The organism is Paraburkholderia sp. RAU2J, assembly GCF_003634845.1.
Taxonomy (GTDB): domain Bacteria; phylum Pseudomonadota; class Gammaproteobacteria; order Burkholderiales; family Burkholderiaceae; genus Paraburkholderia; species Paraburkholderia fynbosensis.
Window position 1 is genome coordinate 3,347,017 of sequence record NZ_RBXG01000001.1, and the last position, 15,280, is coordinate 3,362,296.

The 15,280-nt window shown below is 64.9% G+C and carries 14 protein-coding genes; 7 read left to right on the forward strand and 7 right to left on the reverse strand.

Annotated elements, in window-relative coordinates; translation table 11 throughout:
• Positions 1 to 76 precede the first annotated feature (76 nt).
• From B0G69_RS15230 to B0G69_RS15245, 4 genes are all read right to left on the reverse strand, one after another.
• On the reverse strand, positions 77 to 991 hold the full coding sequence (locus B0G69_RS15230) for an SDR family oxidoreductase (RefSeq protein ID WP_121318219.1): 915 nt from the start codon (positions 989 to 991) through the stop codon (positions 77 to 79).
• A 104-nt stretch (positions 992 to 1,095) separates the two neighbouring features.
• Positions 1,096 to 2,094 carry an NADP-dependent oxidoreductase gene (locus B0G69_RS15235; protein WP_121318221.1) on the reverse strand — a complete coding sequence of 333 codons (999 nt, stop codon included), beginning with the start codon at positions 2,092 to 2,094 and terminating at the stop codon, positions 1,096 to 1,098.
• Positions 2,095 to 2,216: 122 nt separating this feature from the next.
• The gene (locus tag B0G69_RS15240; RefSeq protein ID WP_121318223.1) at positions 2,217 to 2,705 is read right to left on the reverse strand and encodes a PaaI family thioesterase; all 489 of its coding nucleotides are present in this window, start codon (positions 2,703 to 2,705) and stop codon (positions 2,217 to 2,219) included.
• Between the two features lie 251 nt (positions 2,706 to 2,956).
• Positions 2,957 to 4,459 (reverse strand): PLP-dependent aminotransferase family protein, encoded by a 1,503-nt coding sequence (locus tag B0G69_RS15245; RefSeq protein WP_121319448.1) that lies wholly within the window; start codon positions 4,457 to 4,459, stop codon positions 2,957 to 2,959.
• A gap of 178 nt (positions 4,460 to 4,637) precedes the next feature.
• Between B0G69_RS15245 and B0G69_RS15250 the strand changes: the two genes are divergently transcribed.
• Together B0G69_RS15250 and B0G69_RS15255 are read left to right on the forward strand one after the other, a co-directional pair.
• Entirely contained in the window at positions 4,638 to 5,030 is a 393-nt protein-coding gene (locus B0G69_RS15250) for a hypothetical protein (RefSeq protein ID WP_121318224.1), read from the forward strand.
• A gap of 68 nt (positions 5,031 to 5,098) precedes the next feature.
• A complete protein-coding gene (locus B0G69_RS15255) occupies positions 5,099 to 5,620 on the forward strand; it encodes an LEA type 2 family protein (RefSeq protein ID WP_121318226.1) in 522 nt (173 codons plus the stop codon).
• A gap of 125 nt (positions 5,621 to 5,745) precedes the next feature.
• Here B0G69_RS15255 and B0G69_RS15260 read toward each other — a convergent pair whose 3' ends face one another.
• The 3 genes from B0G69_RS15260 to B0G69_RS15270 form a co-directional block, all read right to left on the reverse strand.
• Positions 5,746 to 6,924 carry an acetyl-CoA C-acyltransferase gene (locus B0G69_RS15260; protein WP_121318228.1) on the reverse strand — a complete coding sequence of 393 codons (1,179 nt, stop codon included), beginning with the start codon at positions 6,922 to 6,924 and terminating at the stop codon, positions 5,746 to 5,748.
• Positions 6,925 to 7,162: 238 nt separating this feature from the next.
• A complete protein-coding gene (locus tag B0G69_RS15265) occupies positions 7,163 to 9,253 on the reverse strand; it encodes a 3-hydroxyacyl-CoA dehydrogenase NAD-binding domain-containing protein (RefSeq protein WP_121318230.1) in 2,091 nt (696 codons plus the stop codon).
• Between the two features lie 159 nt (positions 9,254 to 9,412).
• Positions 9,413 to 11,092, reverse strand: coding sequence for a 3-(methylthio)propionyl-CoA ligase (locus B0G69_RS15270; protein WP_121318231.1), 1,680 nt, complete (start codon positions 11,090 to 11,092; stop codon positions 9,413 to 9,415).
• 196 nt (positions 11,093 to 11,288) lie between these two features.
• Here B0G69_RS15270 and B0G69_RS15275 point away from each other — a divergent pair, with 196 nt between their 5' ends.
• The 5 genes from B0G69_RS15275 (at position 11,289) to B0G69_RS15295 (ending at position 15,249) form a co-directional block, all read left to right on the forward strand.
• Complete coding sequence (locus tag B0G69_RS15275) at positions 11,289 to 12,845, forward strand: protein adenylyltransferase SelO (RefSeq protein WP_121318233.1); 1,557 nt, start codon at positions 11,289 to 11,291, stop codon at positions 12,843 to 12,845.
• A gap of 73 nt (positions 12,846 to 12,918) precedes the next feature.
• Positions 12,919 to 13,341, forward strand: a complete 423-nt coding sequence (gene msrB / locus B0G69_RS15280) for a peptide-methionine (R)-S-oxide reductase MsrB (protein ID WP_121318235.1) — start codon at positions 12,919 to 12,921, stop codon at positions 13,339 to 13,341.
• Positions 13,342 to 13,613: 272 nt separating this feature from the next.
• Positions 13,614 to 14,144 carry a septation protein A gene (locus B0G69_RS15285; RefSeq protein ID WP_121318237.1) on the forward strand — a complete coding sequence of 177 codons (531 nt, stop codon included), beginning with the start codon at positions 13,614 to 13,616 and terminating at the stop codon, positions 14,142 to 14,144.
• Position 14,145: 1 nt separating this feature from the next.
• Entirely contained in the window at positions 14,146 to 14,460 is a 315-nt protein-coding gene (locus B0G69_RS15290) for a BolA family protein (protein ID WP_121318239.1), read from the forward strand.
• A 9-nt stretch (positions 14,461 to 14,469) separates the two neighbouring features.
• Positions 14,470 to 15,249 (forward strand): peptidylprolyl isomerase, encoded by a 780-nt coding sequence (locus B0G69_RS15295; RefSeq protein ID WP_121318241.1) that lies wholly within the window; start codon positions 14,470 to 14,472, stop codon positions 15,247 to 15,249.
• Positions 15,250 to 15,280 lie beyond the last annotated feature (31 nt).

Genomic DNA, 15,280 nt, shown 5'->3' on the forward strand with positions numbered 1-15,280 from the left:
GAGCCGGCACGCAACGCGCCGGCGATGGGACGATGTTCAGACTATGAATACGCGCAATACGACGAGCAGCCGCGACTCATGCCTCGCCCGCGTTCTTCACCTCGGGCTTCAGCGACATCGGGTCGGTGGGATTGCGCAATTGCTCGATATCCTCGTGACGCAGCTTCACCGTCGCCATGATGCCCGGATGCGTGATGATATAGAAACGTCGCACGGCGATCGCTTCGAACGTGATGTCGGCGACATCGGCGGCGCTCAGCTTGCCCGACTGCACCGCGCGCTGCAGTTGCTTGCCGGCGGCGATCTGCGAGCGCGTCGGCCGGCCGGCATTGCGCAGTGGCTCGGGACGCGCGCGCTGCGCATCGGCGATGCCGGTCGGCACGAAGGCCGGACACAGCAGCGAGCAGCCGACGAGACCACTCGCCGTATCCGCATCCTCTTCGTGCGTCGCTGGCGCCTGCGCCAGTTGCAGGTCGTGATGAAGCGTCTCGGTCAGCGAGACCACTGCATGCTTCGACGCGTTGTAGATGCCCATCGCAGGCGGCGACAGCAAGCCCGCCACCGACGCCGTATTGACGATATGCGCGGGCTCGTTCTGCGCCAGCATGATCGGCGCAAAGACCCGCACGCCGTGCGCGACGCCCATCACGTTGACACCGAACACCCACGACCAGTCGTTCGCCGTGCTCTCCCACAGCAAGCCGCCCGTGCCCACGCCCGCATTGTTGAAGAGCACGTGCACCTTGTCGAACGCGGCGAGCGCCGCTTGCGCGAGCGCGTCGACCTGGGCTGCGTCGGACACATCGGTCGGCACGCCGATCGCGTCGGCGCCGTTGCCGCGCAACGCTTCGACGGTTTGCGCGAGCGCGTCGGGATCCACGTCGGCGAGCACGAGCTTCATGCCGAGCGCCGCGCCCTTCTGCGCGAACGCGCGGCCGAAGCCGCCGCCCGCCCCCGTGATCACTGCCACCTTGCCGGCGAATTCGAACATCGTCTGACTCCTGACTGAGGACTGCGCGGTAACTTCTGGCTTGAGTCGCGGTGTGATCCGCGCGGCCCCTGGATGCGTGATTGACGGCTGTTGTGTTGCCGCGCTCAGATCAGCTTGACGAGCTGCTTGCCGAAGTTGCGGCCTTTGAGCAGGCCGATGAACGCCTCAGGCGCCGCGTCGAGCCCCTGCGCGATGGTCTCGCGATAGTGCAGCTGCTTCTGCGCGACCAGCGTGCCGAGCTGCTTGAGCGCTTCCGGCCACACGTCCATATGCTCGCTGACGATGAAGCCCTGCACGAGCAGCCGCTGCGTGAGCATCAACGACGGGTGCTTGAGCGGCATCGGCTGGCCGTCATAGCCCGCGATGAACCCGCACAGCGCGATGCGCCCGAACGCGTTCATGCGCGCGAGCGTCGCGTCGAGCACTTCGCCGCCGACATTTTCGAAGTAGCCGTCCACGCCATCGGGCGTCACAGCCTTGAGGTCCTGATACAGATTGCCGGCCTTGTAGTCGACACAGGCATCGAAGCCGAGCGTGTCGGTCACGTAGCGGCACTTGTCCGCGCCGCCCGCGATGCCGACCGCGCGCGCGCCGGCCGCTTTCGCCAGTTGTCCGACCACGCTGCCCACCGCGCCGCTCGCAGCGCTGACCACCACCGTCTCGCCCGCTTTCGGCGCGATGATCCGGTTCAGGCCGTACCACGCGGTGACGCCGGGCATGCCGACCGGTCCGAGATAGGCCGACAGCGGCACGTGCGTGTCGTCGACTTTCTGTACACCGGCGCCGTTCGACGTGCCGTACTCCTGCCAGCCGAACATCGCGACCACCTTGTCGCCGACCACGAATTTCGGGTTCTTCGACTCCACCACTTCGCCAACCGTGCCGCCGATCATCACTTCGTTCAGCGGTTGCGGCGCCGCGTACGACTTGCTGTCGTTCATGCGGCCACGCATGTAAGGGTCGAGCGACAGGAAGTGATTGCGCACGCGCAATTCGCCGTCGGCCAGCGGCGCGAGCGGCGTTTCGACGAGCTTGAAATTGTCGGGCGTGACCGCGCCTTGCGGACGCGAAGCCAGCACGAGTTGACGGTTGATCTGGGACATGACGGTTGTCTCCTTGAGTGACCGATTGGATCGGTGAATAGTTGGAACGGCATGCATGGTTTGCACTTCGCGTGCGCAAGCCGCGACAGGCGGGCGACACGCTCGGCACGCGCGCCGAGAGCTCAGCCGTCGCTCGGGCCCGGTTTCGCCGACGGGTCGCTGCGCAAACGCTGTTGCGTCACGCCGCGGCCGACCGCGAGGCGCCGCATGTATTTGAAGGTGCCGAGCGCCTTGGCGACGAAGTGGCCTTCGCTGTCGCGGATCTCGCCTTCGCAATAGGCCATCGTGGTCGAGCGGTGCAGCACGCGGCCGGTCGCGCGCAACTCGCCCCGCCCCGGCTGCATGAAGTTGACCTTCATCTCGACGGTGACCACGCCGACGCCGTCGCCGGCGAGACTGCGCGCGGCCATCGCGAGCGCGACGTCGGCAAGCGTCATCGTGACGCCGCCGTGCGCGACGTCCCACGTGTTCATGTGATCGGGCTGCAACGGCAGCACGACTTCGCTGACGCCATCGGCAGCGGACAGCAACTGCGCGCCGAGACGATCGACAAACGGGCTTTCGGGCAATGTCGCGTTGCCTGCTTTCGGTGATGAGGATGAATCGGTCATTGCGTATTCAGGTTTCGTAGTCGGCGGAATGCTGGGTGGGTGAGAGACATCGTTGATGCATCGTCGAGTCCTGACATCACAAAATGATGAGCGCGGCCACACCTCGTTCGCTTCGACTCGGTTCAATTCGATTCGAAGTGTCGGGCCGCAGCCTGACGTTCGTCGCACTGTCTGTCTTGCGTTTTGACGCATGACGTATGCATTCGCACGCACGCGCAGCCTGCGCGAGGCGCAGCGGGAAATGATACCCGCTATCGCTTCGGCGCATGCGCCGCCATCCGTCCCGCCAATCTACCTAACCTGCGCACCGCTTCGTCGGCCCGGTCGAGATCCGTGCTCGGACAGCTGAGCCGGATGAAGTGATCGAAACGCCCCGCGTTCGAGAACACCGTTCCCGGCATCACGCGAATACCGTCATCCAGTGCGGCCTCGAAGAAAGCCGCCGACGACACCTCGCGCGGCAACTCGATCCAGAAGAACAGGCCGCCGCGCGGCGGCGTGAAGCGTGTGCCGTCGGGAAACGACGCGGCCACCGCCGCCGCCATCCGTTCGCGCTGAAGCCGCAAGCCGTCGCGCAAGCGCCGCAGATGCCGCTCGTACGCGCTCGTCTCCAGAAACCCGGCGAGCACGACCTGCGAGAGCTGTTCGTTGTGCCGCGACTGCGCGAACTTCAGCATGCCGATGCGCGGATGCCAGCGCCCGCCATTGATCCAGCCGACCCGCATGCCCGGCGCGAGGGTCTTGTTGAACGACGTGCAATGGATCACGGTGCCGTCGGTGTCCCAGGCCTTCAGCGAGCGTGGCGGCGCAACGGCATCGACGAGTTCGCGATACGGGTCGTCCTCGATCAGTGGAATGCCGGCACGCGCGCACAGTTCGACGAGGCTCGCCTTGTGCGCGTCGGGCATCACGCTGCCGAGCGGATTCTGCAGGTTCGGCACGGCCACCACCGCCTTGATGTCGGGATGCGTTTGCAGCGCGAAGGCGAGCGCTTCGATCGCAAGGCCGGTGCTCGGGCTGGTCGGAATTTCCAGCGCGCGCAGGCCGAGGCTTTCGAGCGCCTGCAGTAACCCGAAAAAACACGGCGATTCGACCGCGACGGTGTCGCCTGGCTGCGTTACCGCGCGCAATGCGAGGTTCACGGCTTCGATGCCGCCGTGCGTCATGATGATGTCGTCCGCGCCGATCTGGATACCGGCCTCGAGCGCACGCCGCGCGATGATCGCGCGCAACGCCGGGTCGCCCTGATCGGGACCGGCGGCGGTCAGCAACGTAGGCCGCGCGCGCAACGCGCGCAGCGCGGCTTTCTGCAACGCGTCGGTCGGATAGAGATCGGGTGAGGCGGTCGCGCCGCCGAGATTCTGCGCTTGCGGATAACGCTGGTAGGTCGACACGAGCGTGGAAATCGCCGAGTGAATGCCGACGAACTGCGCGGTGCCCGCAACCACCGCGGGATCGGGTTCGGCGGCGGCCGGCAAAGCGGCCGCGGGCGCCACGCGCACGAAATAGCCGGCGCGCGGCCGGGCATCGATCAGCGCGGCGCGCTCCAGCACGCGGTAGCTCTCGGTCGCGGTCGCGAGGCTCACGCCGTGCCGCTGCATGAACGCGCGCATCGACGGCATGCGATCGCCGGGGCGCAGCACGCCGTTGCTGATCGCGCGGCGGTATTGGTCGGCCAGTTGCCGGTAAAGCGGCGGGCTGTTCGCGGACAGCTCGCTCGACGGCTCCGGCCGCTTGAGAATGGATTCGGTCATGAGCCGATGGTGCGGACAGTTCGCACGCCGCGACAGATACACATTGGCCCGATTCGGACCAATACAGCATGCTGAAATGCTTTGCTGCACCGGTTCAGATTGTCGGCGGTTGCGGCTGTTTTCACGTTGACGGACTCAATAAGCTGTGTGGCATGAAAACGGTTTAAAGGACTCTGTCATGCATGCTCGTGAATCTTGCGCCGGTTTGCGCAGACCCCCTGCATCGTCTCTCCTGGCCGGTCAGGTCGCCGTGCATGACCTGCACGCCGGTAGTTCGATCGTGGCCGTCGAAGGCCGTTTGCAACTCGACTTCCGCGACCGTTCGCTCGCCTGGCTGGGCGATGCCGTCCCACTCACGTCGATCACCTTGCTCGAAAGCGAGCGGTTTGTGACGCCGCAACGCGGCAGGGTGTCGATCAGCGCCCTGCGCGCACCCGGTGCGACCCGCACAGACTCTGCCGCGTTCATCGTGCTGCCCCCGCATGCCGCGACAGGCGCTCAAGGCTGGCTTCCACTGGCCGTCCGGCATCTGGCCGAACTCGCCAAAACACGCTGGCGGCGCACCGTCTGAATCGCCTCTGCCCACGCGACGCTGCCCGGTACAATGCATCACCAACCGCTTCGTTCGAGGTGCCGGTCATGCTTTTCCTGCGCGCGCCGCTGTCCGGCCGTCTCTCCTGCCTTCGCGGCTTGTCCGCCATCGTTGCCCTTCTCATGATCGTCACGCTGACGCTCAACGGCTGCGCGGGCCTGTTCGGCGCCGATCCGTTGCGCGTCAGCGTGGCCGGTATCGAGCCGCTCGAAGGCCAGGGGCTGGAGATGCGCTTCAACGTCAAACTACGCGTGCAGAATCCCAATGATTCGACGGTCAGCTTCAGCGGCGTGTCGCTCGATCTCGAAGTGAACGGCAAGTCGTTCGCGAGCGGCGTCAGCGACCAGGGCGGCACGGTGCCGCGCTTCGGCGAAACCGTCGTCACCGTGCCGCTGACCGTGCCGGCTTTCGCCGCGGTTCGCCAGGCCTTCGCATTCGCCGGAGCCGCCGACTCGGGGCAGGTTCCGTACATCCTGCGCGGCAAGCTCGCGGGCGGCTTGACCGGTACGACACGATTCATCAGTCAGGGGACGTTGAGTCTGGCATCGCTTGGCGCGGCTTCGCAGTGATGCCGGCAATCGATCCAGGCAAGCGGCTTCGAAGAAGCGCGGATAGCAAGCGCCGCTAAACCAGCCGGCGGCACGGATTGCTCACGTCCGTGCCGTTATCGCCAACAACCGCGCCCCCAGCCGCATCACACCACTTCGAACAGCCCCGCCGCGCCCTGCCCGCCGCCGATACACATCGTCACGACGACCAGCTTCGCGCCGCGCCGCTTGCCTTCGATCAACGCATGACCAGTCAGCCGTGCGCCCGATACGCCATACGGATGGCCGACCGCAATCGCGCCGCCGTTCACGTTCAGACGGTCCTGCGGAATGCCCAGCTTGTCCGCGCAATACAGCACCTGCACCGCGAACGCTTCGTTCAATTCCCACAGGTCGATGTCCTCGACCTTCAGACCCGCCTGCTTGAGCAGCTTCGGCACCGCAAACACCGGGCCGATGCCCATTTCGTCCGGCTCGCAACCGGCCACCGCGAAGCCGCGGAAAATGCCGAGGGGCTGCAGACCTTCGCGCTCCGCGACCTTCGCGTTCATCACGACGCAAGCCGACGCGCCGTCGGAGAACTGGCTCGCATTGCCGGCGCTGATCACGCCGCCCGGCATCGCGGTGCGAATCTTCGACACGCCGTCGAGCGTCGTGTCGGCGCGAATGCCTTCGTCACCGCTGACGGTCACTTCTTTCGTGAAGAGACGGCCGCTCGCTTTGTCGGCGACGCCGGCGAGCACGGTCAACGGTACGATTTCGTCCTTGAATCTGCCGGCTTCGAGCGCGGCCGCGGCACGCTGCTGCGAGCGCACGCCGTATTCGTCCTGACGTTCCTTCGAGATCGAATAGCGTTTCGCGACGTTCTCGGCGGTCTGCAGCATCGACCAGTAGATTTCCGGCTTGTTCTTGCTCAACCAGCCTTCGGCCATCATGTGGCGGTTCATCTCGTTCTGCACGCACGAGATCGACTCGACCCCGCCCGCGACGAACACGTCGCCTTCACCGGCGATCACGCGTTGCGCGGCGAGCGCAATAGTTTGCAATCCAGACGAACAGAAGCGGTTCACCGTCATGCCCGGCACACTGACCGGCAAACCGGCGCGCAACGCGATCTGGCGCGCGATGTTGCCACCCGTCGCGCCTTCCGGATTCGCGCAGCCCATGATCACGTCTTCGACGCGCGCCGGGTCGAGCTTTGCGCGTTCGACGGCGGCCTGCGTCACGTGGCCGCCGAGCGTCGCGCCGTGCGTCATGTTGAAACCGCCGCGCCATGATTTGGCGAGCCCCGTGCGGGCGGTGGATACGATTACGGCATCAGTCATGCTTGTCTCCTGTGTCGACCAGAGTTGGTGCTTCAGCACCTACTCTGGTCCCATGCAAATGTTTGCGGTCGACCAGAGTTGGTGCTTCAGCACCTACTCTGGTCCCATGCAAGTTGGTCTTACTTCCAGATCTCGACGGTGGCGCGCCGACGCTTGCCCGTGCGCATCGCGCTGCACGTGCAGCACCGCGCCACCTCGGTCGTTTGATTCAGCAGCCTCGAAGGCTCGCTCAACCCGCTCAGCCGTTGAACCCGCGCCCCTCGGCCGCCAGCTTCGCGATGCTCGGTGCGAGTCGCCACGCGTCGCCATTCGGCTGCGCCGCATAACGGCGAATCGCACGCTCCACGTTGTAGAGCCCGACCGTGTCCGCGTACAGCATCGGGCCGCCGCGATGAAGCGGGAAACCGTAGCCGGTCAGATAGACCATGTCGATATCCGACGCCTTCGACGCGATGCCTTCTTCGAGAATCTTCGCGCCTTCGTTGACGAGCGCGAACACGAGGCGCTCGACGATTTCCTCGTCGCTGATCTTGCGGCGCTCGGCATTGGATTCCTTCGAGAACGCGCCGATCATCTCGTCGACCACCTTCGACGGATACGCAGTACGATCGCCCGCCTTGTAGTCGTACCAGCCGGCGCCGGTCTTCTGGCCGAAGCGCCCCATCTCGCACAGACGGTCGGCGATCTTCGAGTAATGCATGTCAGGATGCTCCTGATAGCGCCGCTTGCGGATCGCCCAGCCGATGTCGTTGCCGGCCAGATCGCTCATGCGGAACGGGCCCATCGCGAAGCCGAACTTCTCGATGGCCTTATCCACCTGCGCGGGCAGCGCGCCTTCCTCGAGCATGAAGAGCGCCTGACGGATGTACTGCTCGATCATCCGGTTGCCGATGAAGCCGTCGCACACGCCCGACACCACCGCCGTCTTCCTGATTTTCTTCGCCAGCTTCATCACGGTGGCGAGCACGTCTTTCGCGGTGTCCTTGCCGCGCACCACTTCGAGCAGCTTCATCACGTTGGCCGGGCTGAAGAAGTGCATGCCGACCACGTCCTGCGGACGCTTCGTGAACGCGGCAATCTTGTCGACGTCGAGCGTCGACGTATTCGACGCGAGGATCGCGCCGGGCTTGGCGACTTCGTCGAGACGCCTGAAGACCTGCTCTTTCACGCCGAGTTCTTCGAACACGGCCTCGACGATCAGATCCGCGTGCTTCAGGTCGTCGTAGGACAGCGTGGGCGTGATCAACGCCATGCGCTGTTCGAGCGCTTCGGGCTTGAGCTTGCCCTTCTTCACGGAGGCTTCGTAGTTCTTGCGGATCGTCGCGAGGCCGCGCTCGAGCGCCTCCTGCTTCGTTTCCAGCAGCGTGACCGGAATGCCCGCGTTGATGAAGTTCATCGCGATGCCACCGCCCATCGTGCCCGCGCCGATCACGCCAATCTTGCCGATGTCGCGCACCGGCGTGTCGGCCGGCACGTCGGGAATCTTGCTGGCCGCGCGTTCGCCGAAGAACGCATGACGCAACGCGTGGCTTTCCGGCGTTTGGACCAGCGCGACGAAGCATTCGCGCTCGAATGCAAGGCCCTTGTCGAAACCGTTCTGCACGCCCGCTTCCACCGCGTCGATGCATTTGTGCGGCGCCGGGAAGTTCTTCGCGATCGCCGCGACGCTATTGCGCGCGAACTGGATGAAACCGGCCGCGTTCGGATGCTCGATCTTGCGATCACGCACTTTCGGATGCGGGCCCGTCTTCGCGCCGACCTTGCGCGCGAAGGCGAGCGCCGCGGCGGGCAGATCTTCCGCGCTCGCGACGACTTCGTCGAACAGCCCCGAGTCGGCTAGCTTCTCCGAGAACACCGGCGCGCCGGACACGATCATGTTCAACGATGCTTCGAGGCCGATCGCGCGCGGCAGACGCTGTGTGCCGCCCGCACCCGGCAGGATGCCGAGCTTCACTTCCGGCAGCGCGATCTGCGCGCCGGGCGCGGCGATGCGGTAATGCGCGCCGAGCGCCAGTTCCAGCCCGCCGCCCATCGCGACGCTGTGAATGGCCGCGACCACCGGCTTGGCGCTGCCTTCGACGATCCGGATGACCGTGGCGAGCGTCGGCTCCTGGGTGGCCTTCGGGGTGTTGAACTCGGTGATGTCGGCGCCGCCCGAGAAGGCCTTGCCCGCGCCCGTCAGCACGATGGCCCTGATGGCCGGATCGTTCTGCGCGCGCTCGATGCCGTCGGCGATGCCCGCTCGCGTCGAGAGGCCGAGGCCATTCACGGGAGGATTGTTCAGCGTGATGACGGCCACGCCGTCATGAGTTGTGTAGTCCACTGCCATCTGCCTGCCTCCATGCGATCCATGCAATGAGGCGGCGCCTTGCGCGCCGCCTGTGCCGTTTTGCGAGCCGCTTCGATGTCCGGCTCATTGTCCATCTTTCAACCGATTGTTTCCGGGTCTGCAGGCAGGATACACAGAAAAGCACGATCGTTCAATTTATCATGGTGCGGGGTTTCCCCTGGTAAGCGGGCAGTTCGCTTCGTCGGCGAGCGCGGACGGCAGCACGTGGTCACGGAAAATGTCGCGCAGCTTCAGCTTTTGCAGCTTGCCGGTGGCGGTATGCGGCAATTCGTCGACGAACGCGACATCGTCGGGAATCCACCATTTGGCGACCTTGCCTTCGTAGAATGCGAGCAACTCCTCGCGCGTGAGCTCGAAACCCGGGCGCTTGACCACTACCAGCAGCGGACGCTCGGTCCAGCGCGGATGCGCACACGCGATGCACGCCGCTTCCGCCACCGCCGGATGCGCAATCGCCACGTTCTCGAGGTCGATCGAACTGATCCATTCGCCGCCGGACTTGATGACGTCCTTCGAGCGGTCGGTGATATGCAGGAAGCTGTCGCGGTCGATGGTGGCGACGTCGCCGGTTGGAAACCAGCCATGCACGAGCGGCGAGTCGTCCTTGCGGAAATAACGGTCGATCACCCACGGCCCGCGCACGTGCAGGTCGCCGAACGCGACGCCGTCCCACGGCAATTCGCGCCCGTCTTCGCCGACGATCTTCATGTCCACGCCATACATCACGTGGCCCTGCTTTTCGAGCAACACGCGCTGCTCGACGAGCGGCCGCTGGCTTTGCTCCCAGGTCAGTTTCGAGAGGGTGCCGAGCGGCGACATCTCGGTCATGCCCCACGCATGGATCACCTGCACGCCGTAATCGTCCTCGAACGTGCGCAGCATCGCGGGCGGACACGCGGAGCCGCCGATCACGGTGCGTTGCAGCGACGAGAACTTCGCGCCCGTCTCGCGCATGTAGTTCAGCAAGCCGAGCCACACGGTCGGTACGCCCGCCGAATAGGTGACGCGCTCGCTCTCCATGAGTTCATAAAGCGACTTGCCGTCGAGGTCCTTGCCGGGAAACACCAGCTTCGCGCCGGTCAGCGGCGCGGCGTGCGGAATGCCCCATGCGTTCACATGGAACATCGGCACGACCGGCAGCACCGCGTCGCGCGCCGACAGGCTCATCGCATCGGGCAACGACGCGCCGAACGCATGCAGCACCGTCGAGCGGTGCGAATACAGCGCGCCTTTCGGATCGCCGGTGGTGCCGGAGGTATAGCAAAGGTACGAGGCCTGACGCTCGTCGATAGTCGGCCATTCGAAGTCGCCGTCCTGCGCGCCCACCAGCGTTTCGTAGCTGAGCGCGGGCGTTTGCATGGCCGGCAGATGCGCCGTGTCGGCGAGCGCGATCCAGCCGCGCACGTTCGGGCATTGCGGCGCGAGCACGTCGATGAGCGGCGCGAACGTCGTGTCGAACAGCACGTAGGCGTCGTCGGCGTGATTGATGATGTAGGCGATCTGATCGGGGAACAGGCGCGGGTTGATCGTATGGCACACCGCGCCGAAGCCGGTCGTGCCGTAATACGCTTCCAGATGCCGGTAGCCATTCCACGCGAGGGTCGCGACGCGCTCACCCGCTTCGACGCCCAGCGAGATCAGCGCCTGCGCGAGCTGCTTCGCGCGCTTCTCGCAATCGCGATAGGTGTAGCGGTGCAGATCGCCTTCAATGCGCCGCGAGACGATCTCGGTGCGGCCGAAATGCCGCGCGGCATGCGCGAGCAGCGAGGACACAGTGAGCGGCACATCCATCATCTGGCCCAGCAGCGGCGTCGTCATAAAGCGTGGTCTCCTCGGCTTGTCTGTTTCCATCGGATGGGGTCCGGGAGCCGTTGGGGCGCAATGGCGCGCTTCTCCATGCGCCGCCGGCGAAATCCGCACGGCCGGCGAAAGATGGGCGCAGCTTCGTTCAACGGCCGGCCAGCAGCTCCGCGGGCGCGGACTTACAATATCGGTTAATCCAGAGGCGCTCAATATGTCGTTTTCCCCAAGCATTGCAGGGTTATCCGAAGCTTTAACGGCTTTTTCCAACGTTCTTCTCAGCTCCCCCGAAAGCGCGTTCGCGCGGCTCGGCAGCACGTTCCTGACGCGCCTGCCCGCCGCGCCGCTCAACGCGCCGTACATGGTCGGCTTCTCCGCCGAGACCGCCGCGCTGCTCGGTCTCACGCCGGACCTTCGGAACGAAGCGGGCTTCGTCGAGCTGTTCTCCGGCAACGTCACGCGCGAGTGGCCGGCCGATGCGCTGCCTTATGCATCGGTCTATTCGGGCCACCAGTTCGGCGTGTGGGCGGGCCAGCTCGGCGACGGCCGCGCGCTGGGTCTCGGCGAGGTCGAACACGACGGCCAGCGCTTCGAATTGCAATTGAAGGGCGCGGGACGCACGCCCTATTCACGCATGGGCGACGGTCGTGCGGTGTTGCGTTCGTCGATCCGCGAGTATCTGTGTTCGGAAGCGATGCATCACCTCGGCATTCCGACCACGCGCGCGCTGTGCGTGATCGGCTCCGATCAGCCGGTGCGGCGCGAGACCGTCGAAACCGCCGCGGTGGTCACGCGCGTCGCGCCGAGCTTCGTGCGCTTCGGCCACTTCGAGCATTTCTATTCGAACGATCGTACCGACGCGCTGCGCGCGCTCGCCGACCACGTGATCGAGCGTTTCTATCCGCATTGCCGCGACGCCGACGATCCCTATCTCGCGCTGCTCAACGAAGCGGTGCTCTCCACCGCCGACCTGATGGTCGAGTGGCAGGCGGTCGGCTTCTGCCACGGCGTGATGAACACCGACAACATGTCGATCCTCGGCCTGACGATCGACTACGGCCCGTTCGGTTTCATGGACGGCTTCGACGCCGGCTACATCTGCAATCATTCCGACACGCAAGGCCGTTACGCATACAGAATGCAGCCGCAGATCGCCTACTGGAATTTGTTCTGCCTTGCACAAGGATTGCTGCCCCTGCTCGGCGAACAGCACTCCGAAAGCGTGCGCGGCGACAAGGCGATCGAAGACGCGCAGCGTGTGCTCGGCGGTTTCAAGGACCGCTTCGCACCGGCGCTCGAGCGGCGCATGCGCGCGAAGCTCGGCCTCGACATCGAGCGCGACGGCGACGACACGCTGGTCAATCGTCTGTTCGAAGTCATGCACGCGAACCGCGCCGATTTCACGCTGACCTTCCGGCATCTCGCGCGCGTATCGAAGCACGACGCGAGCGGCGACGCGCCGGTGCGCGACCTGTTTCTCGATCGCGCCGCGTTCGACGCGTGGGCGAACGACTATCGCGCGCGGCTGTCCCATGAAACACGCGACGACGCCGCGCGCGCCATTGCAATGAACCGTGTGAACCCCAAATTCGTACTTCGCAATCACCTGGCGGAAACGGCGATCCGCCACGCGAAAGAGAAGGACTTTTCCGAAGTGGAGCGTCTGGCGGCCGTGCTGCGCCGCCCGTTCGACGAACAGCCCGAGCACGAAGCGTATGCGGGCTTGCCGCCGGACTGGGCGAGCTCGCTGGAAGTGAGCTGCTCCTCGTGACGCGCCAGAGCGGACCGAATCAGTTCGCCTCCAACGTGCATCGCCAAAACAAGCCCGAGACAGGAACCCGACCATGAACCAGCCCGACGACCTCAACACCGACGTCCCCGCCGTGCAGAAAGACGACGCCGAGTGGCGCCAGCAACTTTCCGACATCGAATACCAGGTGACGCGCCATGCGGCCACCGAACGTCCCTTCACGGGCCGCTACCACGATCACTGGGACCGCGGTATCTACGATTGCGTGTGCTGCGGCACGCCGCTGTTCGAATCGGACACCAAGTTCGACGCCGGCTGCGGCTGGCCGAGCTACTTCAAGCCGATCAACGGCGAGGTGATCGCCGAGAAGACCGACCGCTCGCACGGCATGCTGCGCATCGAGGTGCAATGCAAGAACTGCGGCGCGCATCTGGGCCACGTGTTCGAAGACGGCCCCGCGCCGACGGGCTTGCGCTACTGCATCAATTCGGCTGCGTTACAATTCGAGCCCAAGTAAGCGCAGCGGCGCGAAGTCTGGCGCGTTGCCAGCCGGCGTGGCCGGCGGGATTCGAGCCGGCTGCGAGAGGACGTGGAGCGGCTCCGGCCCGGGGAGCGGCCACCCTGGCGCTGCGGGTCTGCTGCTGACGGCCTGGCCAGAAGCCGTCCGTTAGCCCGCTTGCCATGACACCCATGGCAGGTTCGCGCGGCGGCTTTCCGGCCGCTTACACACCATCGGGCGCTTCGCCGCGCCCTCACCTTCGACTCACTCTCCGTATTCCCGACCAGATAATGAAATTCCTGTTCGATCTGTTCCCGATCATCCTGTTCTTCGTCGCCTTCAAGATCTGGGGCATTTTCACGGCGACGGCAGTGGCGATCGTCGCCACGCTGGTGCAGATCGCGTGGGTGGCCTTCCGCCACCGCAAGGTCGATCCGATGCTGTGGGTGAGCCTCGGTGTCGTCACCGTATTCGGCGGCGCCACGCTCGTGCTGCACAACGACACTTTCATCAAGTGGAAGCCGACCGTGCTGTACTGGGCGTTTTCCGTCGCGCTGATCGTCTCGCAACTGGGCTTCAACAAAAACCTGATCGAAGCGATGATGGGCAAGCAGATCACGCTGCCGCACGCGATCTGGGGCAAGCTGAACATCATCTGGGCGGTGTTCTTCGTGCTGCTCGGACTGGTCAACCTGTTCGTCGCGTATCACTACACGACCGACCAATGGGTCAATTTCAAGCTGTTCGGCGCAACCGGCTGCCTGCTGGTGTTCATCGTCGGGCAGAGTTTGTGGCTGTCGAAGTACATGAAGGAAGAATGACATGACGAGCGATGTGTTCATGCACGCCACCACCGCCGAGCGCGCCGCGCTGATCGAAGCGCGCCTCACGGCCGCGCTCGCGCCGGTCGAATCGATCCGCATCACCGACGACAGCGCGCAGCACGCGGGCCACGCCGGCGCCTCGGCCGGCGGTCATTTCAGTGTCACGATCGTGGCTGCCGCATTTGCCGGCAAGGCCCGCGTGGCGCGGCATCGCATGGTGTATGATGCGCTGGCCGATGCCATGCAGCGCGGCATTCATGCCCTTGCCATCACGGCGTATACGCCCGAAGAATTTGCTTTGTTGCCCCGCTAGGAACTTCCGATGACCTTGAAGAAAACCCGCCTTTGGGTATTGCTGGCTGCATTTGCAGCCGCACCTGCATTTGCACAGAACATCGCCGTCGTCAACGGCACGCCGATTCCGAAAGCGCGCGCCGATGCGCTGATCGATCAACTGGTTCATCAAGGCCAGCAAAACACGCCGCAACTGCAAATGGCCGTGCGTGAAGAGCTGGTGAACCGCGAAATCCTGATGCAGGAAGCGCTGCGCCGCGGCCTGCCGAATCGTCCGGACATCAAGGCGCAAGTCGCCGTCGCGCAACAGACCGTCGTGCTGCGCGCGCTGATCGAAGACTTCGTGAAGAACAACCAGCCGACCGACGCCGAAGTCACCGCGCGCTACAACGCGCTGATCAAGGATGCGGGCGGCAAGGAATACCACCTGCACCACATCCTCGTCGACAACGAGCAGCAGGCGAAGGATCTGATCGCGAAGATCAAGGGCGGCGCGAGCTTCGAAGAACTCGCGAAGCAATACTCGAAGGATCCGGGATCGGGCAAGAACGGCGGCGACCTCGACTGGTCGGACCCAAAGGCTTACGTGCCTGAATTCGCGGCAGCGGCCACGCATCTGCAGAAAGGCCAGATGACCGACACGCCGGTGCGCACGCAATTCGGCTGGCACATCATCCGCGTCGACGATGTGCGTGCTACCACGCCGCCGCCGCTGGAGCAGGTACGTGCGCAGATCGTCCAGCAGATCCAGCAGGAAAAACTGCAAGCGTTCGAAGAAAGTTTGCGCAAGAACGCGAAGATTCAGTAAGCGGGTTGTCGAGTCGCCGCTTCTTCGTTTG